Below are 20,672 nucleotides of genomic sequence, written 5' to 3' on the forward strand. Positions count from 1 at the left end.
CCCGGGACTAGCCCGCTTGTTGAAGTATGTGCTCCGGACGGCTTCTTGATGCCTCCCTGACGGTTGTCTCCTGGTCGGGTCTCGCCCAGGAGCCGTCAGCCGGCCTCCGCACCCGAGCTGCGCCAGAGGTCGGCCGTCTCCTCCGCGGCGCCGGGCGCGACCAGCAGCAACGGCTGGTTGTGGGAGGGGAGTTCGGGCAGGGCCACCGCTCCCGCCTCCCGTGCGATCAGCAGCGCCGGGAGTCCGTCGACCGCGTGGAAACCGCCGATCGCCGCCGCCGTCGCCCGGCCCGCCGCGACCTGTGCGAGGGAGAGGGCCGTCGAACCCATCACGCGCACCGTGCAGTGCCGGTCGGCGAGTTCGGCGAGGAGGGCGTCCATGCCGGGCCAATGGGCGTGCGCGGCCCACTCGGTGAGGAAGACATGGCCGGTGAGGGTGGTGTGGGCGGCCGCGTGCACCCGGGTGCCGTTCAGATACGCCCCGCGGCCCCGGACCGCGGTGAACGTCTCGCCGCGCCACGGGTCCGCCACCACGCCGAGCAGCGGGGTGCCGTCGGCGGCGGCCAGACCGAGCGAGAAGGAGCACCAGCCCAGTCCGTGGGCGTAGTTGGTGGTGCCGTCGACCGGGTCGATCACCCAGTGCGGGGCCCCGGCGGCGCCCTCCGTCGTGCCGTACTCCTCGCCGACGATCCCGTGGTCGGGGAAGGCCCGCCCAAGCACCTCGCGGGTGTGCGTCTCCACCGCCTCGTCGGTGGCGGTCACGATGTCCGCGGGCCCGTCCTTCTCCCGCACCTCGGCACCCGGGTCGCGCGGGCGCCGGATCGCCTCCGACGCCCAGGCCGCGAGTTCCGTCGCGACCTCCAGGGCCCTGTCGAGATCCACGTCAGCCATGCCGGCCACCCTACGGGGACGGCGCCCGGCGGCCGGCGACCTTCCGGTGAACCCCGGATGGCCCCTGCCCCACCGCGCTGCCCCGCCCCTCACCCCACCTCGTCGCCGCTCACCGACGGTTGCAGGGGCAGGGCCGTGCTCACCTCGAAGCCGCCCTCCGGGCGCGGTCCCGCCCGCAGTTCGCCGCCGATGGAGTGGGCGCGTTCGCGCATGCCCATGACGCCGAAGCCCTTCGACGGCTCGGCGGCCGCGGTGGGCGGGCCCTCGTCGGTGACCGTGATGAGGAGGCGGGGGCCGTCGTAGACGAAGCGGACGTGCGCGGCCTGGGTGGCCGCGTGCTTGGTGACGTTGGTGAGCGCCTCCTGCACGATCCGGAACGCGGTCAGGTCCACGCCCGGGGAGAGGGGCTGCGGCTCGCCCTCCGTGGCGACGGTGACGGTGATCCCGGCGGAGGCGCACGAGGAGACCAGTTCCGGCAGCCGGGCGAGGCCGGGGGCGGGCTCCAGCGGGGCGCCCTCGTCGTCGGTCTGCCGCAGCAGACCGAGCGTGGCCTTCAGTTCACGCAGTGCGGAGGAGGTCGTGCCGGTGAGGTCGTGCAGGATCTGCTGGGTCTGCCGCGGGTTGGCGAGCGCGAGGTGCTCTGCGGTGCCGGCCTGGGCGTTGGCCAGGGCCAGGTGGTGGGCGACGACGTCGTGCAGCTCCCGGGCGATCCGCATGCGTTCCTCGGTGACCCGGAGCCGCGCCTCCTCCTCCCGGGTGCGTTCGGCGTGCTCGGCGCGGGCCTGGGTGGCCTCGAGGTAGGCCCGCCGCAGTCGGGTCATGGTGCCGGCGGCGAGCGGGAGCAGCAGCCAGAAGAACGGGCCGATCGTGCGGAGCAGCAGCGACACGTGGTCCATGGAGTCGGACACGGCTGCCGCGACGGTCAGCGCCGCCATGGTGGCGAAGCCGAAGCGGCGGATCGTTCCCCGTTCGGTGCGGGTGGCCAGCCAGTACAGGGACGCCATGACCGGGGCGAGGAGGAGGGGGGTGAGCAGATAGCCCTGGGCGATCACGACGGTGGCGCAGACCGCGTTCACCACGACGGTGACGCGTGGGTGGGTGCGGTGCAGGAACAGGGCCAGGCAGGAGACCCCCAGGAGGAGGACGGCGGCCCTGTGGTCGCCCGGCGGGTCGGCGTTGGGCAGGGTGAGCGAGGCTCCGAGGACCGCCGATCCCATCAGTGCCGCGATCAGCGCCAGGTCGACGAGGAAGGGACGGCGGTCCGCGAACTCCTCCAGGCGGTCCGTGTAGCGCCGCTCCGGGCTGGTGGTCATCGGGGTCTCCGGTGGGTGGGCTCAGGGACCCATGGTGGGGGAACGGGGCCGCCCGCGTCGTACGACGACACCGGCGGCCCCTGGTGGGAGGTCAGACGCGTGCGGTCTCCTGGCCCACGGGCGCGGGTTCGGGGGTGTCGGCCGCCCTGGTGAGCGCCTCGCCCTCGACGTCCACGCGGGGCAGGGCACGGTCGAGCCACTTCGGCAGCCACCACGCCTTGTCGCCGAGCAGGGCGAGCACGGCCGGCACGATGGCCATCCGGACCACGAAGGCGTCGAGCAGGACGGCCGCGGCCAGGCCGAACCCGATCATCTTGATCATGGAGTCGCTCTCGCCGATGAACCCGGCGAAGACCGCGATCATGATCATGGCGGCGGCCACGACCACCCGGGCGCTGTGCCGGAACCCGGAGGTGACGGCCTGGTGGGCGCTCTCGCCGTGGACGTACGCCTCGCGCATCCGGGAGACCAGGAAGACCTCGTAGTCCATGGCGAGGCCGAAGACGATGCCCACCAGGAAGATCGGCATCAGGCTCATGATCGGGCCGGTGGTCTCCACGCCCAGCAGTCCGGCGCCGTGTCCCTCCTGGAAGACCACGACGACCGCGCCGAGGGAGGCCAGGACGGAGAGCAGGAAGCCGAGGGCCGCCTTCAGCGGGACGAGCAGGGAGCGGAAGACCACCATCAGCAGCACGATCGCGAGGCCCACCACCACGATCAGGTACGGCACCAGCGCGGACTGCACCTTCTCGGAGATGTCGATGTTCAGCGCGGTGCTGCCGGTGACCTCGAAGGTGGCGCCGGTCGCGGACTCGACGCCGGGGCGCTCGCCGCGGATCGTGGTGACCAGGTCCTTGGTCTTCTCGTCGGTCGGCGCGGTGGACGGCACGACCGAGAAGACGGCCGTGTCACCGGCCTCGTTGAAGCGGGCCGGGGAGACGGACACGACACCCTTCGTCGCCCCTATCTCCTGCGCGATCGTCGAGGCGGCCCCCCTGGCGTCGTCGTCGCCCTTGGCGTCCACCACGACGGTCAGCGGGCCGTTGAAGCCGGGCCCGAAGCCCTCGGCGAGTGCGTCGTAGGCCCGGCGCTCGGTCGTGGACGTCGACTTGGCCTCGTCGCCGGGCATGCCCAGCTGGAGGGAGGTCATCGGCAGCGCGAGGGCCCCGAGGCCGACCACGCCGAGCAGCAGCACGGGCAGCGGGCGGCGCAGCACGAACCGGGCCCAGCGGGTGCCGCCGTTGTCCTTGGTCTCCGCCACGCCGTTGTCCTTGGTCTCGGCCGCGCCGCGACCGCTCTTGCGGGCCTTGCGCCCGAGGACCGCGTTCGGCCAGAAGCCGAGGAGCGCCGGGACCAGGGTCAGCGCGATCACCACGGCGACGACGACCGCGCCCGCCGCGGCCAGGCCCATCTTGGTGAGCATCGGGATGCCGACCACCGAGAGCCCGGCGAGGGCGATCACGACGGTCAGGCCCGCGAAGACGACCGCGGAACCGGCCGTACCGACCGCGAGGGACGTCGCCTCCTGGGGTGCCCGCCCCTTGGCGCGTTCCTCGCGGTAGCGGGAGACGACGAACAGGGCGTAGTCGATGCCGACGGCGAGGCCCAGCATCATCGCCAGGGTGCCGGTCGTGGTGGACAGGCCGAGTGCGTCGGCCAGGGCGAGGATCGTGGCCATGCTGACGCCGACGCCGATGAGCGCGGTGAGCAGCGGGAGTCCGGCCGCGGCCAGCGAGCCGAAGGTGACGAGGAGGACGACCGCGGCGATCGCGACACCGATCCCCTCGGCCGCACCGCCCGCGCCGCCGCCGTCGTTCATGGCGGTGCCTCCGGCGTCGACGGTCAGCCCGGTGTCCCGGGCCGCGTCGAGGGCGTGCTCCAACTGCTTCTTACTGGCGTCGGTCAGGTCGTTGGCGGCGACCTTGTAGGTGACCGTCGCGTACGCCGTCGTACCGTCCTTGCTCACGGCCTTCGCCTGGAAGGGGTCCACGGCGGACGCGACCTGCGAGCCGTCGGCGAGGTCGGTCACCGTCTCCTCGACGGACTTCCTGTTCCCGGCCGCGGTGACCTTCTCACCCTTCGGCGCGACGAAGACGACCCGTGCGGTCGCGCCGTCGGCGGTGGCCCCCGGGAAGCGCTGTTCCATGAGGTCGAACGCCTTCTGGGACTCGATGCCCGGCATCGAGAACCCCTCGTCGGCCGCTCCTGGCGCCTTCAGGGCCCCCAGCCCGACGGCGGCCAGGACGGCCGCCCAGACCAGGGCGACGTACCAGCGTCGCCGGAAGGCCAGGCGGCCCACGCGGTAAAGGAAAGTAGCCACGGGCGGGGGTCTCCAGATCTGGTGCCGAACGGTCCACCCAGGCTGTCGGGACGAGGGCCCCCATGTCGTCGTGCGCCTGCCGACATTCCCCGCTACTGAGAACGCAGTACGCGGCGGCCCCCGCGTCCACCCCCGGGACTACCGCCTTTCCCGTTCCCTCACGGTCCGGCGGGAACCGGAACGCCTGTTCCTCTGTGTGTTCTCTGTGAGACCACCGGTTCTTTGAGGCTTGACCAGCCCAAGGGGGAACAAGAGCAGTGAAGTTCAGACGACTCAGACTCGCCGGAGCCGCGGTGAGCGCACTCGCCGTGGCCTGGACCGCGTCCCCGGTGTCGGCGGCCGCGCAGACCACGCCGACCCCTCCCGCCGCTCCGACCGTGCCGACCCTGGCCTGGTCGGACTGTCAGGACGGCTTCCAGTGCGCCAACGCCCAAGTGCCCCTGGACTACCGGGATCCGCAGGGCAGGACGCTCACCCTGGCCGTCATACGCAAGCCGGCGGCCGACCCCTCCAAGCGCAAGGGAACCCTGTTCCTGCAGCCCGGCGGCCCCGGCAACTCCGGCGTGGACTTCGTGCGCAACAACTACGCCGACCTGCCGGCCGCCCTGCGCGACGACTTCGACGTCTTCGGCTACGACGTGCGGGGCGTCGGCCGGAGCTCACAGGTCGTGTGCTGGGACGACCCGACCTACACCAGGGCCGTGACCGCGGCCAAGGGCGTCCCCGGCCCCGACGCCTACGAGCCCGCGGTCCAGCAGGCCGCCGACTTCGACCAGGCCTGCCAGACCAACGCGGGCGACCTGCTGCCGTACGTCGGCACCCAGTACGTGGCCCGGGACATCGACCTGCTGCGCCAGGCCCTGGGCGAGCAGCAACTGACCTACTACGGGCGGTCGTTCGGCTCCTACATCGGTACGGTCTACGCCGCGATGTTCCCGAAGCGGGTCCGCGCGCTCGCGCTCGACGGGGCGTACGACCCGGAGCACTACACGAACCGGCCCTACGCCTACGACCGGCCGCAGTACCTCGCCCTGGACGGCGCCATGGGCCGCTTCCTGGACTGGTGCAAGGCCGACCAGGCGACCTGCGGCTTCGGTGACGGCGACCCGCGGGGGGCGTTCGAGAAGCTGAAGGCCGACCTGGACGCCAACCCGGTGCCCACGGCCAACGGGGGCCAGGCGAACGGCTACACGCTGGTCTACCGGCTGATGTTCAACATCAACGAGGGCAAGGTCATCTGGCCGTCCTTCGGTGCGGCCCTGCGCAAGGCGCAGCTGCGCGACAACACGTCGTTCCTGCTGCGGCCGCCGTCCCCGGCCAGCTTCGACTTCCTCAACCCGAACGTCGTGGTCGAGTGCGTCGACAAGAAGTACCCGACCGACCCGGCCCTGCTGAAGCGCGAGGTCACGACCAACGCCAGGCTGGCCCCGCTGCTGGGCCCGGCCATGGCGTACGGCCCGCCGACCTACGACCACCAGCACGCCACCGCGTGTGTGCAGTGGAAGGGCGAGCACACCAGCCGCTACGCGGGCAACTTCCACGCGAAGGGCTCCGCGCCGATCCTGGTCATCGGCAACACCGGTGACCCGGACACCCCGTACCAGGACGCGGTGGCGCTCTCCCGTGAGCTCGACAACGGCCGGCTGCTCACCTTCAAGGCCGAGGGGCACACCGCCTTCGGCCGCAGCGCGTGCGCCTCGGACGCGATCACGAACTACCTGGTGGACCTGAAGATCCCGGCGCGCGGCGCGAGTTGCGCGGACGAGACCCAGCCGCCGTCGTCCACCCCGACGGTGGCCCCGCCCGGCACGACGCTCTCGGAACTCCGCAACGGCGTCAACGAGCGGGTCGACCACATCGGCTCGCTGCGATAACAGCGTGAGGGCCCAGGTCTCACAGGGAGGCCTGGGCCCTCTCACGCGGGTCAGTACAGCGCGATCCTCGGCTGCACGATGCCCTGGGCGTCGGGGTCGACGACCGTGATCCGGTAGACCTGGGTGAGCGTCTCGCCCGCGTGCAGCGTGCGCTGAGCTCCCGTCAGCTCGGTGAAGAGCGTGCCGGTCCGGCTCACGGTCTCCACCGGCCGCCGGCAGCCGTGCGCGGTGCGCTGCTCGACGACGACGTCCGACGGCGCGAGGAAGGGACCCGCGTCCGGCGACTCCACCAGGAGCTGCGGGGCGACGGCCCGGTCCGCCGAGGTGTCGTTGCGGTAGGTGACGGTGACCTGGTGCCGCTCGCCGTCGGCCACGAGGGCGCTGGTGGGCAGGTCCACGAAGTCGACGGGTACGGCGGGCTGTCGGTCCTGTACGGCCGCCGTCGCGGGAACCGTGCCGGCCGCCGCCGGACCTGCCGCCGCCAGACCCGCGAGGGTCATGACCGCGGCCACTGAAGCCACAAAAGGAGACTCCGGCCGCCAAAGGAAATTCGTTGGTGGATTCTCGTGGATCTTTCGTGGATACCGTCCGGTAGATCACCCACGACACCCTTACGGCCATAGCGGACTGATAACTTCCGCGTCACCGGCCTGGGGGAGCTTCGAAGCCGGTACCCCCCACCCCTTTCTCTGAATGACCGGACGGAATTCCTTGCGTACTTTCCGTGAAAGCCCCGGCGGAAGACACCGCTGGCGCGTACCGAAGAGTCGGCGCGGCCGTATAGCGGCGGCCGGCGCGATGTCCCTGCTCTCGCTGGCCCTCATCGCCCCGCTGGCCTCGGCGGCCCTGACCGGCCCCGCCGACCCGACGACCGCCCCGACCGCGGACCACATCACCGACACCTCCCGACTCCCCTCCGGCTGGCAGAAGTCCGGCGACCGGATCGTCACCTACGACGGCGACGGCACCGGACTGCACGTCCTGGTCGCCGACGCGGCCGACGCCTACACGTGGCACACCGCCGCCACCCTGTCCGAGCCGGGAGTCGACACCGACCAGTGGATCGGCCAGACCTGTGTGACCGGGTCCGGCGACCGTGCCGTCGTGGTCTACGCGCCCCGGCAGGCCGTCAACGACCAACAGGGCTTCCAGCAGGGAGCGTTCGCGGCCGTGGTCGACCTGGCGGACGGCAAGGTGACCAAGCTGCCGGAGCTGGTCTCCCTCGCCTACTTCAACCCGGGCTGCGGCGACGGCGAACAGGCCGTCCTGACCCGGCCGCAGGGCGCCGGCACGCAACTGCTCACCGTCGACGCCGAGAAGGGAGAGCTGGTCCGGCAGCAGACCGTCGCCGGTCAGCTCACCTCCGCCGTGCCCTTGGGGAACAGGATCGCGGCCGCTCTGGGCGACTCCGTGGTCTCGGTGGACGCCAAGGGCGCGACCAGCACCCTGGCCAGGACCGCCGGCACGCCCTTCCGGCTGGTGCCGGACGCGCACAGCGGGCTCGCCTACCAGGTCCCGGACGGGAAGAAGGTGCAGGTCCGCCGGGTCACCTCGACGGGCTCCGACCGTCTTCTCGGCTCCGGCGCGCTCGGCGCCCTCGCGGTGCACGGCACCGGCGGCCGGGTCTTCGTGACCGGCCAGGACGCCGAGGACGCCGTGCGGACGCTGCCGAAGAGCTGGCGGACGCTGGACGTGCCGGCCTCCGCCGAGGTCTCCACCACCGGCGGCCTCGCCCTGACCTCCGTCGGCAACGGCACCGAGGCGGCCGGCGGCAGGAAGGCGGCGGCGGACATCGCCCCGTCCGTCGGGATCGACGCGGTGCTGCCCGGCAGCGACAGCACCGTCGACTTCACGGTCAAGCCGAGGATCTCCGTGAGGTCGCAGGGTGCCGAGCAGTCCCCGGCGCTGTCCGACGGCGTGCACACGGACAGCGTCACCCCGGGCGACGACGACCCGTCGACCTCCACCACCGACCCCGACCGCGCCTGCGCCGTCACCCGCAACGACCCGAGCCTCCAGTCGCTCCAGCCCTCGACCGCGCAGGCCGAGTGGGCGACGGACCTCGCCGTGCAGGGCAAGCTCGACGTGCGCCGGCGCAGCGGCTGGAACGGCAGCGAACTCCCCTCGTACACCCCTCAGGGCCTGTTCCCGTCCACCGCGCTCAAGGGCGGCGGCCGGGTGCCCGCGCAGATCATGCTCGGGGTGCTCTCCCAGGAGTCCAACCTCCTCCAGGCGAGCTCCCGGGCGGCGGCGGGCGAGAGCAGCAACTTCATCCAGGGCGGCTACTACGGCAACGCCGGCAGCGTCCACACCGTCAACTGGGCTGCCGCCGACTGCGGTTACGGCATCGCCCAGGTGACCAGCGGCATGGCCAAGGCCGACACCACCTACACCGCCGAGCAGCAGCAGGCGCTCACCGTGGACTACGCGGCCAACATCGCCGCCGGGCTCCAGATCCTCCAGGACAAGTGGAACCAGCTGTACGACAAGGGTCTGCTCGTCAACGGCGGCGACCCGAAGTACCTGGAGAACTGGTGGCTCGCGCTGTGGGCCTACAACAGCGGCTTCAACCTGCCCAGTTCGACCGACGCCACCGCCCCCTGGGGCCTGGGCTGGTTCAACAACCCGGCCAACGGCCTATACCCGGCCGACCGCAAGATGTTCCTGTCCTCCGGCTACGACGACGCCCGCAACCCCAACCTGTGGACGTACCCGGAGCGGGTGCTCGGCTGGGCGGCCTACTCCCAGCAGAAGACCGACCCGGCGACCGGGGCCACGGTCAGGGCGTTCACCGTCGGCGACTGGCCCGCGGGCGCGCCGGCCGCCGAGCCCGCGCACGACACGTTCTGCAAGCCCACGGTCAACGACTGCGACATCACCAAGCCGCACAAGGTCGAGGGGTCGCCCCAGCCCGAGGGCCCGTGCCAGCGGGACGACTTCAAGTGCTGGTGGCACCAGCCGGTGAGCTGGACCGACTGCACGGCCACCTGCGGCACCGAGGTGCTCAAGTACCAGGCGACCGACCCCGAGCCGAAGGTCGCGGCCCCGCACCCGGCCGCCTGCACGTCCACCCTGCCGGCGAACGCCCTGGTCGTGGACGACGTGCCGAACACGGTGAAGTTCCGGGTCGGCGGCTCCAACCCGTGCGCGGGCGAACGGAACTGGACGAGTCGGGGCAGCCTGAGGTTCACCTTCGGGTCGGCCCAGCAGAACGGCGCGACCGTCTACCCCTCGAAGATCGACTTCCATCAGCTGGGTGCCGGCTTCGGCGGGCACTTCTGGCTCACCCACACCCGGGTGCCGAGTTACACCGACTCGGTCGTCACCGGCACCTGGACGCCGGACCGGAAGCTCGGCGGCTGGGCGGAGGTCATGGTGCACCTGCCCGACCACGAGGCCAACACCCCGTCGGCCACGTACCGCATCGACCTCGGTGACGGCACGGTCGTGGAGAAGACGATCTCCCAGAACACCGGCGGCGAGAACGCCTGGGTGTCGTTGGGGTCGTACGAGTTCAAGGGCACCCCGAGCGTCTCCCTGAGCTCGGCCACGGCGGACGGCACCGGCGACGCCTCGATCGCCTGGGACGCGCTGGCGTTCGTCCCCCTGAAGGAGAAGCCGGCGGACACGGGAACGCCGCCGTCCTCCCCCTCACCCTCCCCGTCGAAGTAACCCAAGAGCCCGCGTCCGCCGGCCCGTTCGGCGGACGCGGCACACCCCCCAGGGGCGCGAGGAACCGCGCGACCAGCCACGACGGTCCCGCACCCGACAACAGACCGCACCGGCATCCGGACCCCCGACGGAAAGCCGACGAACACGGCACACCCCCCAGGGGCGCGGGGAACTGCGCACCCAGCCACGACGGACCCGCACCCGACAACGACGACCGGCCCCCACGGCGCTGCCCCGGCAGAGCACCGACGCCCACGGGCGACTCACCCGCACCGGCGCCGGCGGCTCACCCCGAGGTGACAACCCCCGCACGCGCCGCCTCGACGAACGCGGTGATCAGGGCCGGGTTCTTGACGCCCCGGCTCGCCTCCACACCGCTGGACACGTCGACGCCCCAGGGGCGGGTGACGTCCACGGCCTCCCGTACGTTCTCCGGCGTGAGCCCCCCGGCCAGGAGCCACTTCTCCCCCGCCCCGGCGACCTGCTTCCTCGACCAGTCCCACGCGATGCCGGAGCCCGGCACCGGGGCGTCGAGGAGCAGCATGTCCTCGCCCAGCTCGCCGCAGCGCGGTACGGAGTCGCCGAAGGCGGCCGCGCGGATCAGGGTCCAGCCGCCCGTCGCGAGTTCGGCGTAGTAGCCGCGGTCCTCGGGACCGTGCAGCTGGACCGCCCCGATGCCCGACTCGGCGGCCACGGACCGGACGTACTCCAGGGATTCACGGCGGAACACACCCACCGTCAGGACGCTCTCGGGGACCCTGGCGGCCAGCCGCGCCGCCGCGGCGGGGTCGATGCGGCGCGGGCTGTCGGAGAAGACGAACCCGATGGCGTCGGCGCCGGCCTCGACGGCCGTGTCGACGTCCTGCCCGGTCCGCAGGCCGCAGATTTTCACGAAGAGCGTCATGCCGCCCACCGTATCTAATTCGTATGTGTGAACAGCAATCACATACACGACCGTTGACGCGCCCATGGCAAGCGCTTACCGTCCGAAGGATACGTGCCCCCGTCGCCGCACACCATGGAGACGAACGATGCACTTGAGACCCCTCATCACCTCCGCCGGCCTCCTCGCCGGCACGCTCGTCGCACTCTCCGGCACGACCCCGGCACAAGCCGCCACCGCCCGCTACGAAGCCGAGACATCCCCCGCCATCTGCACCGGAGCCGTCGAGACCGAGTACGCCGGCTACTCCGGCAGCGGATTCTGCAACGGCACCAACGCCAGCGGCGCGTACGCCCAGTTCACCGTGACCGCACCCGCATCGGGCACGGCGACCCTGAGCGTCCGCTTCGCCAACGGCACCACCACCGCCCGCCCCGCGGACATCATCGTGAACGGTACGACGGTCTCCTCGGCCTCCTTCGCGTCCACCGGCACCTGGACCGGCTGGACCACGAAGACCCTCACCGTCCCGGTGACCGCCGGCAGCAACACCGTCCGGCTGAACCCGACGAGCGCGAACGGTCTGCCCAACGTCGACTACGTGGACGCCGAGACGTCCGGCACCACGACCCCGCCGTCGAGCAGCGCCCTGTACGTGTCGCCGAGCGGCACCGACGGAGCGGCCGGCACGGTGACCGCCCCGACCACGCTCACCTCGGCGATCAGCCGTATCGCGGCGGGCGGCACGATCTACCTGCGCGGAGGGACGTACGCCTACTCCTCGACGGTGACCATCCCGGCCGGGAACAACGGCACCTCGGCCGCCCGCACCACGCTCTCCGCCTACCCGGGCGAGACCCCGGTGCTCAACTTCTCCGCGCAGAGCGAGAGTTCGTCCAACCGCGGGATCCAGCTCAACGCCGACTACTGGAAGCTCTACGGCCTGGTCGTCGAGCATGCCGGTGACAACGGCATCTACGTCGGCGGCAGCAACAACGTCGTCGAGCGCACGGTGACCCGCTTCAACCGGGACACCGGCCTCCAGCTCGGCCGGATCGCCTCCACCACCCCGAGCAGCGCCTGGCCCGCCGACAACCTGATCCTCAGCGCCGAGTCGCACGACAACGCCGACTCCGACGGCGAGGACGCCGACGGCTTCGCCGCCAAGCTCACCACCGGCACCGGGAACGTCTTCCGGTACGCGGTCTCGCACAACAACATCGACGACGGCTGGGACCTCTACACCAAGACCGACACCGGCGCGATCGGCCCGGTGACCGTCGAGTACTCCCTGTCCTACGACAACGGCACGCTCAGCGACGGCTCCCAGGCCGGCAACGGCGACCGCAACGGCTACAAGCTCGGCGGCGACGACATCGCGGTCAACCACGTCGTCCAGCACAGCATCGCCTACGCCAACGGCAAGCACGGGTTCACCTGGAACAGCAACCCGGGCACGATGACCGTGTCGAACAACGTGTCCATCGACAACACCGAGCGCAACTTCAACTTCGACGGCGGGACCTCGGTGTTCCGCACCAACACCTCGTGCCGCTTCAGCAGCGGGACGAACGACCGGATCATCGGCGACTCCGACAGCTCGAACCAGTTCTGGTCCGGCACCAACGGGTCCCGCTGCTCCGCCTACTCCGGCGCCCTGGGCTGGTCGCTCGCCTCGAACGGCAGCCTCCTGGTGACCTTCGGCGGCCGCCAGGTCACGCTGTAAAGGTCGTAGCGCAACGGAAGGGGGCCCCGGACGCACGGTCCGGGGCCTCCTCGCCGTCCCCTACTTGGGCGCGGCCTGCTGCACGACCTCGAAGCTCCACAGCGTCGACCCGCTCGCGGCGGGCCTGGGACGCTCGCCGCCGCCCTCGCCGCCCTGGTGGGACGCCTTCATCGACCCCTCCATCCAGGCCTGGAAGGACTCCTCGTCCCGCCAGCGCGTGTAGACGAGGTAGGTGTCGGTGCCCTCGACGGGACGCAGCAGCTCGAACCACTCGAAGCCGTCCGAGCCCTCCACGCTTCCCGCCCGGGAGGCGAACCGCTTCTCCAGCGTCTCGCGCTGCTCCTCGGGGACCGTGAGTACATTGATCTTGACGATGCTCATGGCGGCCATTGTGCGCCAAGGGGCATCAACGGGACGTCAGCGGGACGCGGCCCGGGCGGGCACCTCGCCCTTGGCGTCGACGACGGCGGTCTCCATCACGGCGCTGGTGCCGTACAGGGTCTCCTTCGTGATGCCCCGGTCGGGATCGGTGACGTAGTAACGGGAGCCGAGCAGGGCCAGGGTCTCCTTGTCGAAGATCCACTCGTCGCGGGTCGCGAAGCCGGTGTCGTCGAGGGTGATGGCGATGCCGTGCCGGCCGGCCGCGTCGACGGCGTCCGGGATCTCCCGCACCCCGGGCAGTCTGGCGGCCGCCCGGTAGAACGCGGCGGCGTTGGCGGGCGGCATGACCGTGCCGCTGATCAGGTCCCCGATCAGGGAGAAGACCGCCTGGTCCCGCGACTCGCCCTCGACCGGCCTGGCCTCCTTGCGGAGCCGGCGCAGCAGGGCGTCGGGCTCGGTGGGCAGCGAGGCCAGCCACCGGTAGGTGGGGTGGTGGAGGCCCGCCCGGATGGCGTCGGGGGACTCGATGGGGAGCATCCGGTCCGGCATGATCGCGTCCTTGCCGCTGGCCCGGATCCACCCGGTGACATGGAGCGGGCCGGGGTCCTGCGCGGTCCAGCGCTCCTCGGTGTGCAGGGCGCCGAGCCGCACGGGGCCGCTGAAGTCGCCCGTGTTGGAACGCTCCAGCGTCCTGACGTACACGAACTGGTCGTCCCGCACCCGGATCGCGTCGCTCGCCATGGCGGCCGTGGCGATCCGGTTCAGGGTGACGGAGGCGCCGGCGGCGGTCGCCGACGGGGTCGGCCCGGCCGCCGGGCCCCGGCCGTCCACGGAAAGGGTCACGAGCAGGGCGCCCGCCAGGGCCGCGGAGGCCAGGGGCACCAGGACGGCGGGGCGGGCGAACCGGCGTCGCGCGGAGGGCCGTACCGGGGTCCTTACGAGAAGGTCCTGGCTCTGGTCCTGGTTCTGGTCCTGGTCCTGATCGATCTGCTGCATCAGTACGTCCTTGAAGTGACGGTGGCGCTCCGGCGGGAGGTCCCATTCCGCCGGGGCCGTCAGCAGTTCCTCGGCCTCGCTCATCGGGTCTCCTCCCGCAGGAACAGGGCCGCGAGTGCGGCCTCACTCTCCATCTCTCCGTGGGCCGGGGGCGGTTCCGCCTGAGCACTCAGCCGGGCGAGCCGGGCGCGGGCCCGCGACAGCCGGGACCGCACGGTCCCGACGGGTACGCCCAGGGCCTCGGCGGCCTGCTGGTAGTCGAGGCCCGCCGACACGCACAGCGCGAACACCTCACGGTCCTGCCTCTTGAGCCGGCCCAGGGCGCGGTGCACCAGCGCGAGCCGCCGTGCGTCGTCGATACGGCCGGCGGTCTCCTCGGCGAAGTCCTCGACGGGGCGCGGCTCCGGACTGCGCGCCAGGAACGCGAGCCGGCGCCGCAGGCCCCGGTTGGCGTTGTACGCCTTGTGCGTGGCGATGCCGAGCAGCCAGGGCCGAAGCGAACCGCCCTCCGGCTCCACGGTCTGTCTGGTCCGCCAGGCGGCGAGAAAGGTCTCGGACATCGCCTCCTCGGCCTCCGCCCAGTTGCCGGTCAGCCGCAGGGCGTGGTTGTAGACCGCCCGCGCGTGCCGGTCGTACAGCTCGCCGAAGGCCGCCCGGTCCCCGGCCCGTATCCGTGCCCGCTCCGGTTCCGCCGCTTCTGTTTCCCTCACACCCGTAACGCTCCGCACCCCGGTCCCGGGTTCCTGTGTCCTGCACCACACGCCACGGCGGACGAGGGCGACGCAGCGCGTCCCGCCCGGCGGACCGCCTACGCTGCGCGCCATGGAACAGCGCGAGGTCATGCAGAACGTCGTCGGTATCCTCACCGAGGCTCTGGAGATGCGGCGGCAGGTCCGCGAGCACCCCGACCAGCAGGTCTCCCTGACCGGGGCCGTCTCCGCGCTGCTCGTGGAGACCCTCCCACAGATCCACCTGCCCGCGGACGCCAGTGGCCACGCGGCTGCGGACGCCGTGGTCGAGGAGCTGGGGCCCGCCATCGCGAGCATCGCCCACTGCTTCGCGTTCGCCTTCGTACAGCTGGCCGAGGCCCACGACACGGGCCGCACCGACAGCTCCGCGGAGGTGCTGCGGCGCATCTCGCTCCAGTTCGCGGGCGGCGCGCAGAAGTAACCGCGCGTTCCGTCGAGATTCCCGCGGCGAAACGACATCCGGTCGGCCGCGAACGACGAACAGCACCAGGGGACGCACCGAAACGGGCTCCCGGGGCGACGAGGGAGGCGCCGGGAGCCCGTTTCATGTGCGATGGAGGCCGGGTGGGTGCCGGTCACCGCCGGGGCAGGCCCAGCCGGCCCCGGGTCGCGGCCAGCAGGATCAAAAAAAGGGGGGCTGATGTGATGCGTCCAGCACACCAGTGCCAGGTCCGCGGATCATTGCCGTACAGGGCCCGAGTCCGGTGCAGCAGGCTGTACTACGACCGTCGCCGCGCGTCCTCCAGGTAGTGGAGTACGGCCGCCACACGCCGGTCGACCTGGTCCGTCGGCGCCAGATCGAGCTTCGCGAAGATGCTCCGGATGTGCTTGTGCACGGCCCCGTCGGTCACGAACAGCTTCTCCGCGACGGCGCTGTTGCCGAGCCCCTCGGCCATCAGGGCGAGTACGTCCTTCTCCCGCGGGCTGAGCCGCTCGAGCCGCACGTCCTGGTGGGACCGCGTGAACAGCTGGGCGACGACCTCGGGGTCGATGGCGGTGCCGCCGGAGGCCACCCGGCGCAGTGCGTCGAGGAACTCCTCGACCCGGCCGACCCGTTCCTTGAGCAGATAGCCAAGCCCCCCGACCCCGCCGGTCAGCAGCTCGGTCGCGAAGCTCTGCTCGACGTAGGCGGACAGCACGAGGACGGCGAGGTCCGGGCTGCGCCGCCGGGCCTCGACGGCAGCGCGGACCCCCTCGTCGGTGTGGGTGGGCGGCATCCGTACGTCGAGGATGGCCACGTCGGGCTTGTGCGCCTCGATGGCGTCGAGCGCCCCCTCGGCGGTGTCGGCCGTGCCGACCACGTCCAGTCCCTCGGCGCGCAGCAGCAGCGCGAGCCCCTCCCGCAGCAGGGGGTCGTCCTCGGCGATCACGATCCGCATGGCAGCTCACTCTCCAGGGTCACAGGTCCGCCCGATGGTCTCGCCGGGCAGAGGACGTCCGCGCGGCCGGCGGGTCCGGCGCCTGTCACACACCGCACGGCAGGTCCACCTCCACCACCGTCGGGCCGTCCGGCGGGCTCGTCAGGCGGAGGGTGCCGTCGTGGGCGGCGACGCGGCGGCGGATGCCGGTGAGGCCGGAGCCGGTGTGCTCGTCGGCGCCGCCCCGCCCGTCGTCCGTGACCCGCAGCAGGAGCCGGGGGCCGGGGGCGCGGACGGTGATCGTGGCCCGGGACGCCCCGCTGTGCTTGGCGATGTTGGTGAGCGCCTCGGCGACGACGAAGTACGCGGTCGCCTCGACGGACGCGGCACAGCGTCGGGGCATCTCCACGTCGACCGCGCACGGCACCGCGCTCTCGGCCGCGAGCCCGGTCAGGGCCCCCGCCAGACCCCGGTCCGCGAGCACCGGCGGCAGGATGCTGCGGGAGACCGTGCGCAGCTCCGCCAGGGCCTGTTCGGCCGCGGACTGGGCCCGCTCCAGGAGCTCGTCGGCGCCGGCCGGGTCGCGGGCGACCATCCGGCGGGCGGCCCCCAGCAGCACGGTCACCGTGACGATCCGGTTCTGGGTGCCGTCGTGCAACGAGCGCTCGATGCGCCGCAGTTCGGTGGCGTGGGCGTCCAGCGCGGCGGCCCGGGTCGCGGTCAGCTCGGCGACGCGCAGGGACAGGTCGGCGTCGGGGCCGGCCGACAGGAGGCGGCGCCCCGGGCTCGCCTGGAGCCGGGCCAGGCCGGGCGTGAGCCCCAGGATGATGGCGATCCAGCCCACGCCGAGCAGGCACACCGCGAGGGCGTCCGGCCAGGAGTGCGCGACGCCGATCCCGATGGACGTGGCGGTCGCGTCCTTCGGGGCGAGCCGCCAGTACAGCGGGAACGCGGCATCCCGCAGGGCGAGCACCGGCAGGACGAAGCCGAGCAGGCCCAGCGGCAGGCCCATGGCCAGATGCCGGACCAGCCACAGCAGTTCGCGCCGGGTCGTGGGGTCGGCGAGGGCGGCCCGCAGCCGCACCGGCGGCGGCGCGGGCGCGACGACCTCGGGACCCCAGCGGGCGAGCCGGACCCGTTCCATGTCGGCCAGGGCGTGCAGCACGCGCACCCCGCCGGGCGCCAGCACCAGCCACAGCAGCACGAACGGCGTCAGGATCGCCGTGCCGAGTCCGGAGACCAGCTGGCCGAGCGCGGCGGCCGCGGTGGTCGCGGTCCCCACGGCAAGGCCCTTGACGTCGGCGGTGGCCATGCGAATCCTCCTCGGGCCGGAGGACACCGACCCTAGGCGGAGGGCGGGTCCACGGACAGGCCGGGAGGCGGAAAGTACAGCCTGCTGTACCCCGGAGCGGGCGGAGTGCTGGATCGCCGGACGAGGGCCGCGGCTCGTAGCGTCGTGCTCACCGAAGACACCCCACAGCCCCTTGGAGTACCCCGTGCACCTGCTGCTCTGGCCCCTGCTCGTCCTCAGCGTGCTCGGCAACGCGCTGGCGTCCTTCACTCCGGCCGACACCGCCGTCCACCTGGCCTTCGGCACGGTCACCGCGCTGACGGCCACCGTCCTTGCCGTGCGGCGTCTGCGCACCGGCCCCTGAGGAAGCGCCGGCCGTCCGGGGGAACGCCTACTTGAGGCCGATCGCCGCACAGTCCGCCGCGTACTCGGCGGTGCAGATCTGCTTCACGGTGTAGACGTCGTCCTTGATCACTGTCTGTTTGATGTTGTCCCTGGTCAGGGCGACCACCGGCACCAGCAGTGACGGGATGTCCTTCTGGGTGGGGCTGTCGAACTTGTCGCGGATCAGCGCGTCGAACTGGAGGTCGCGGCCCTGGATCTTGTAGACCGCGATCTGCGCCGCGTTGGTCGCCTCCAGCAGGAACGACTTGTACACGGTCATGTACTGCTCGCCCGACACGACCCGCTGCACCGCGGCGAGGCTCGCGTCCTGCCCGGTCACCGGCGGGATCTTGGTGGCCCCCGCCTCCTTGAGTTCGTCGATGACCGCGCCCGCCATGTCGTCGTTGGCCGAGTACACGGCGGCGATGTTGTTCAGCCCGACGGAGGCGATCGCCGCCTTCATGTTGGCCTTGGCGACCGACGGCAGCCACTCCCGGGTGTCGTACTGCTTGGCGATGACGACCTTGCCGTTGAGCTCGTTGAGCGCGCCCTTCTTGAAGAGCGCGGTGTTGGGGTCGGCGAGCGAGCCGTTCATCATCACGATCTTGCTGGTCTCCGCCTTGTCGCCGAGCGCCTCGACGACGGCCCGGCCCTGCACCTCGCCGACGAGCTCGTTGTCGTGCGAGACGTAGGCGTCGATGGGGCCCTGGGCGAGCCGGTCGTAGGCGATGACGGGGATGCCCGCGTCCTTCGCCTTCTGGACGTCCGGCCCGATGGCCTTGGCGTCGACCGCGTCCACCAGGATCACGTCCACCTTGTCGGCGACCATCTGCTGGAACTGCCGGCTCTGCTTCTTCGCGCTGGCCTCGGCGTTGGCGTAACTGACCTTGCCCTTGCCGTGGGTGAGGGTCGCCACCTCCTTCTTGATGAGGGGGTAGTCGAACCGGTCGAAGCGGCTGGTGCCCCGGTCGGGCAGCAGCAGACCCAGCGTGATGTCGTTGCCCTTCTTGGGGCTCACCGCGGTGTTGGTGCTGCCCACCCCGCAGGAGGTGAGCAGAAGGGCCGACACGCAGACGGCCATGACAGGGGGGATGGGACGCATGGCGATCCTGGGGGTGGGGGGCTGTCACGTAGGCGCAACAGTAAGTGCCCTCAATCCCGATCAAACGCCCTGACCGTTTCCTTCAAGGGATCACCACCCGGCGTCCGCAACCGGGCGTCGATGTGCACAAGTTGTACGGCGGTCAGGGCACGGACCATGAGGATCGCGGCCACGGCGGCACCGACCACGGCGAGGTCGGCGACCAGCAGCGTGGTCACCCCGTGGTAGGCGCGGGCGATGACGTCGTCGGTGTCGCCGTCGTACATCAGCCCCACCCCGGTGACCATGCCGGCCAGCCACAGCGCCCACCACACGTTCACGACGACGGGCAGTTTCCGGCCCGGGGCGCTCCTTTCGTGGATGTCGGCGACGATGCCGCGCGGGATCCAGAGGTTGGCGACCGGCACGAACCAGGAGACGTAGACCCAGATGCCGGCATGGCGCGGGGGCCGGCCGGACAGGGCTCGCGCGTTGTCCCGCATCCGCCCCAGCCAGCCGATGAACAGGGCCGCGCACAGCAGGGTGAGGATGCTTCCCGCGGTGCTGACCAGGTGGTACGAGTCCTCCAGGGAGTTCAGCGGCCGGTGCCGGCCCTCGCCCTGGTCGGGCGGCCCCGAGGCGGGCTCCCCCGCCAGGGCCAGCCGGATGTGCCACACGGCCCGCACCGCCCAGGCGGCCCCGGCGAGCCCGAGTCCGGTGACGGCGAGCCGGGCGGAGCCGCGCACGCCGCACAGCGCGTCCCGGCCTGCGTTCTCACTCACGGGGTCCTCCTTCGAAGCATCGGTTCACCCCGTCATCGTCGCGAACCCCGCGATCGGTTCACGCGAACCCGGTGGGACCCGCGAGTTCGCCCGCCGACCGGTCACTTGTGGCCCACGCGACACCTCCCGCCCCGGTTACGTTTTGCTCAACCCCTGGTTGCGGGGCGATGAGCGGGCGACGATGGGCACATGACTCTGGCCGAGCGTGCCCTGGAGCGTCTGGAAGCGTGGTCCGACCTCAGCACGGGCCTGCCCAGTTGCGGAGCGGGCCTGGCGCTGCGCTCCGTCCACAGCGAGATCGTGCACTTCCACCCGGGGCGGGACGTGGATCTGCACCTCACCGAAGCGGCCATCCGCCGGTTCCACGACGACCTCGAGGAGTCGACCGCGGTGCGGCTCCTGCCGGGCTCTCGCTGGGTCACCGTCCACCTCGACTGCGAGACCGACGTGGACCTGCTGATGAGCCTGGTCAGCATGGCGCTCAAGGCCCATCAGACGGGCCCGCGCGCCGCCGGTCCGGCCGCCTGCAACTTCCACCGGGTCACGGTGGTCCCCCGGGACTCCCCTTTCGCCCCGATTGGGCGATAATCGGCGTATGAGTACCGCGACGTTTGTCCTGGCGGCCTCGTCGAGCGAAGTACTCAACGTGATCGCCGCCTTCGCCGGTGGGCTGTTCATCGCCGGCGCGCTGGTGTGTGCCGTGGTGTTCGGCATGCGGGTCCAGGACCGGGAGCTTCCACGGCCGCTCAGCAAGGAGCAGCCGCACCTCCCGGAGACCGGGCCGATCCGTGAGATGCGGGAGATGCGCGAGCCGGACGAGGTGCCGGTCACCGCGGACGAGCAGGAACGGCTGATGCCGTACCAGCTCCATCACTCGGGAAGCAGACGAGGAAAGGACCAGGACCGCAAACGCTGGCTGCCCGGCTCCAGCGGCGGCTTCGGCAGCGGCGGCCTCGGGCACGTGTGACCGGG

At 71.8% G+C, this 20,672-nt stretch carries 19 protein-coding genes; 7 read left to right on the forward strand and 12 right to left on the reverse strand.

Going from position 1 to position 20,672, the window contains the following annotated elements; genetic code table 11:
- Nucleotides 1-95: 95 nt before the first annotated feature.
- From RKD20_RS21400 to RKD20_RS21410, 3 genes are all read right to left on the reverse strand, one after another.
- Complete coding sequence (locus RKD20_RS21400; protein ID WP_424879135.1) at nucleotides 96-899, reverse strand: inositol monophosphatase family protein; 804 nt, start codon at nucleotides 897-899, stop codon at nucleotides 96-98.
- Between the two features lie 80 nt (nucleotides 900-979).
- Nucleotides 980-2,203, reverse strand: a complete 1,224-nt coding sequence (locus RKD20_RS21405) for a sensor histidine kinase (protein WP_424879136.1) — start codon at nucleotides 2,201-2,203, stop codon at nucleotides 980-982.
- A 91-nt stretch (nucleotides 2,204-2,294) separates the two neighbouring features.
- Entirely contained in the window at nucleotides 2,295-4,523 is a 2,229-nt protein-coding gene (locus RKD20_RS21410) for an MMPL family transporter (RefSeq protein WP_424879137.1), read from the reverse strand.
- Nucleotides 4,524-4,780: 257 nt separating this feature from the next.
- Between RKD20_RS21410 and RKD20_RS21415 the strand changes: the two genes are divergently transcribed.
- Complete coding sequence (locus RKD20_RS21415; protein WP_424879138.1) at nucleotides 4,781-6,397, forward strand: alpha/beta hydrolase; 1,617 nt, start codon at nucleotides 4,781-4,783, stop codon at nucleotides 6,395-6,397.
- 50 nt (nucleotides 6,398-6,447) lie between these two features.
- Here the strand turns inward: RKD20_RS21415 and RKD20_RS21420 are convergent, their stop codons facing one another.
- A complete protein-coding gene (locus tag RKD20_RS21420; protein WP_424879139.1) occupies nucleotides 6,448-6,918 on the reverse strand; it encodes a signal peptide protein in 471 nt (156 codons plus the stop codon).
- A gap of 277 nt (nucleotides 6,919-7,195) precedes the next feature.
- Between RKD20_RS21420 and RKD20_RS21425 the strand changes: the two genes are divergently transcribed.
- Nucleotides 7,196-10,069: a transglycosylase SLT domain-containing protein gene (locus RKD20_RS21425; protein WP_424879140.1), complete on the forward strand. Its 2,874-nt coding sequence runs from the start codon at nucleotides 7,196-7,198 to the stop codon at nucleotides 10,067-10,069.
- 286 nt (nucleotides 10,070-10,355) lie between these two features.
- On the opposite strand, the gene RKD20_RS21430 is transcribed toward RKD20_RS21425, so the two are convergent.
- Nucleotides 10,356-10,973, reverse strand: a complete 618-nt coding sequence (locus RKD20_RS21430) for a phosphoribosylanthranilate isomerase (RefSeq protein ID WP_424879141.1) — start codon at nucleotides 10,971-10,973, stop codon at nucleotides 10,356-10,358.
- 127 nt (nucleotides 10,974-11,100) lie between these two features.
- On the opposite strand from RKD20_RS21430, the gene RKD20_RS21435 reads away from it, so the two are divergent.
- A complete protein-coding gene (locus RKD20_RS21435; RefSeq protein WP_424879142.1) occupies nucleotides 11,101-12,678 on the forward strand; it encodes a carbohydrate-binding protein in 1,578 nt (525 codons plus the stop codon).
- Between the two features lie 60 nt (nucleotides 12,679-12,738).
- Here RKD20_RS21435 and RKD20_RS21440 read toward each other — a convergent pair whose 3' ends face one another.
- From RKD20_RS21440 to RKD20_RS21450, 3 genes are read right to left on the reverse strand one after another with little or no spacing between them, the layout of a single operon-like run.
- Entirely contained in the window at nucleotides 12,739-13,059 is a 321-nt protein-coding gene (locus RKD20_RS21440) for an antibiotic biosynthesis monooxygenase family protein (RefSeq protein WP_028807968.1), read from the reverse strand.
- Between the two features lie 36 nt (nucleotides 13,060-13,095).
- The gene (locus tag RKD20_RS21445) at nucleotides 13,096-14,139 is read right to left on the reverse strand and encodes a CU044_5270 family protein (RefSeq protein ID WP_424879143.1); all 1,044 of its coding nucleotides are present in this window, start codon (nucleotides 14,137-14,139) and stop codon (nucleotides 13,096-13,098) included.
- Nucleotides 14,136-14,765 carry an RNA polymerase sigma factor gene (locus RKD20_RS21450; RefSeq protein ID WP_424879144.1) on the reverse strand — a complete coding sequence of 210 codons (630 nt, stop codon included), beginning with the start codon at nucleotides 14,763-14,765 and terminating at the stop codon, nucleotides 14,136-14,138. The genes RKD20_RS21445 and RKD20_RS21450 overlap by 4 nt, the downstream gene beginning before the upstream one ends.
- A 112-nt stretch (nucleotides 14,766-14,877) precedes the next feature.
- Between RKD20_RS21450 and RKD20_RS21455 the strand changes: the two genes are divergently transcribed.
- Complete coding sequence (locus RKD20_RS21455; protein ID WP_402267716.1) at nucleotides 14,878-15,225, forward strand: hypothetical protein; 348 nt, start codon at nucleotides 14,878-14,880, stop codon at nucleotides 15,223-15,225.
- Nucleotides 15,226-15,523: 298 nt separating this feature from the next.
- On the opposite strand, the gene RKD20_RS21460 is transcribed toward RKD20_RS21455, so the two are convergent.
- Together RKD20_RS21460 and RKD20_RS21465 are read right to left on the reverse strand one after the other, a co-directional pair.
- Nucleotides 15,524-16,183: a response regulator transcription factor gene (locus RKD20_RS21460; protein WP_424879145.1), complete on the reverse strand. Its 660-nt coding sequence runs from the start codon at nucleotides 16,181-16,183 to the stop codon at nucleotides 15,524-15,526.
- 85 nt (nucleotides 16,184-16,268) lie between these two features.
- Nucleotides 16,269-17,474, reverse strand: a complete 1,206-nt coding sequence (locus RKD20_RS21465; protein WP_424879146.1) for a sensor histidine kinase — start codon at nucleotides 17,472-17,474, stop codon at nucleotides 16,269-16,271.
- 184 nt (nucleotides 17,475-17,658) lie between these two features.
- Here RKD20_RS21465 and RKD20_RS21470 point away from each other — a divergent pair, with 184 nt between their 5' ends.
- Nucleotides 17,659-17,817, forward strand: a complete 159-nt coding sequence (locus RKD20_RS21470; protein WP_424879147.1) for a hypothetical protein — start codon at nucleotides 17,659-17,661, stop codon at nucleotides 17,815-17,817.
- 27 nt (nucleotides 17,818-17,844) lie between these two features.
- Here the strand turns inward: RKD20_RS21470 and RKD20_RS21475 are convergent, their stop codons facing one another.
- Both RKD20_RS21475 and RKD20_RS21480 read right to left on the reverse strand, forming a co-directional pair.
- Nucleotides 17,845-18,939, reverse strand: coding sequence for a sugar ABC transporter substrate-binding protein (locus tag RKD20_RS21475; RefSeq protein ID WP_424879148.1), 1,095 nt, complete (start codon nucleotides 18,937-18,939; stop codon nucleotides 17,845-17,847).
- A gap of 50 nt (nucleotides 18,940-18,989) precedes the next feature.
- Complete coding sequence (locus RKD20_RS21480; RefSeq protein ID WP_424879149.1) at nucleotides 18,990-19,700, reverse strand: DUF4328 domain-containing protein; 711 nt, start codon at nucleotides 19,698-19,700, stop codon at nucleotides 18,990-18,992.
- Nucleotides 19,701-19,889: 189 nt separating this feature from the next.
- Between RKD20_RS21480 and RKD20_RS21485 the strand changes: the two genes are divergently transcribed.
- Together RKD20_RS21485 and RKD20_RS21490 are read left to right on the forward strand one after the other, a co-directional pair.
- Nucleotides 19,890-20,288 carry a luciferase family protein gene (locus tag RKD20_RS21485; RefSeq protein WP_424879150.1) on the forward strand — a complete coding sequence of 133 codons (399 nt, stop codon included), beginning with the start codon at nucleotides 19,890-19,892 and terminating at the stop codon, nucleotides 20,286-20,288.
- Nucleotides 20,289-20,295: 7 nt separating this feature from the next.
- Complete coding sequence (locus RKD20_RS21490) at nucleotides 20,296-20,667, forward strand: DUF6479 family protein (RefSeq protein ID WP_424879151.1); 372 nt, start codon at nucleotides 20,296-20,298, stop codon at nucleotides 20,665-20,667.
- Nucleotides 20,668-20,672: the final 5 nt, after the last annotated feature.

Source organism: Streptomyces sp. SLBN-8D4 (assembly GCF_049739545.1).
In the GTDB taxonomy this organism is placed as follows: domain Bacteria; phylum Actinomycetota; class Actinomycetes; order Streptomycetales; family Streptomycetaceae; genus Streptomyces; species Streptomyces canus_C.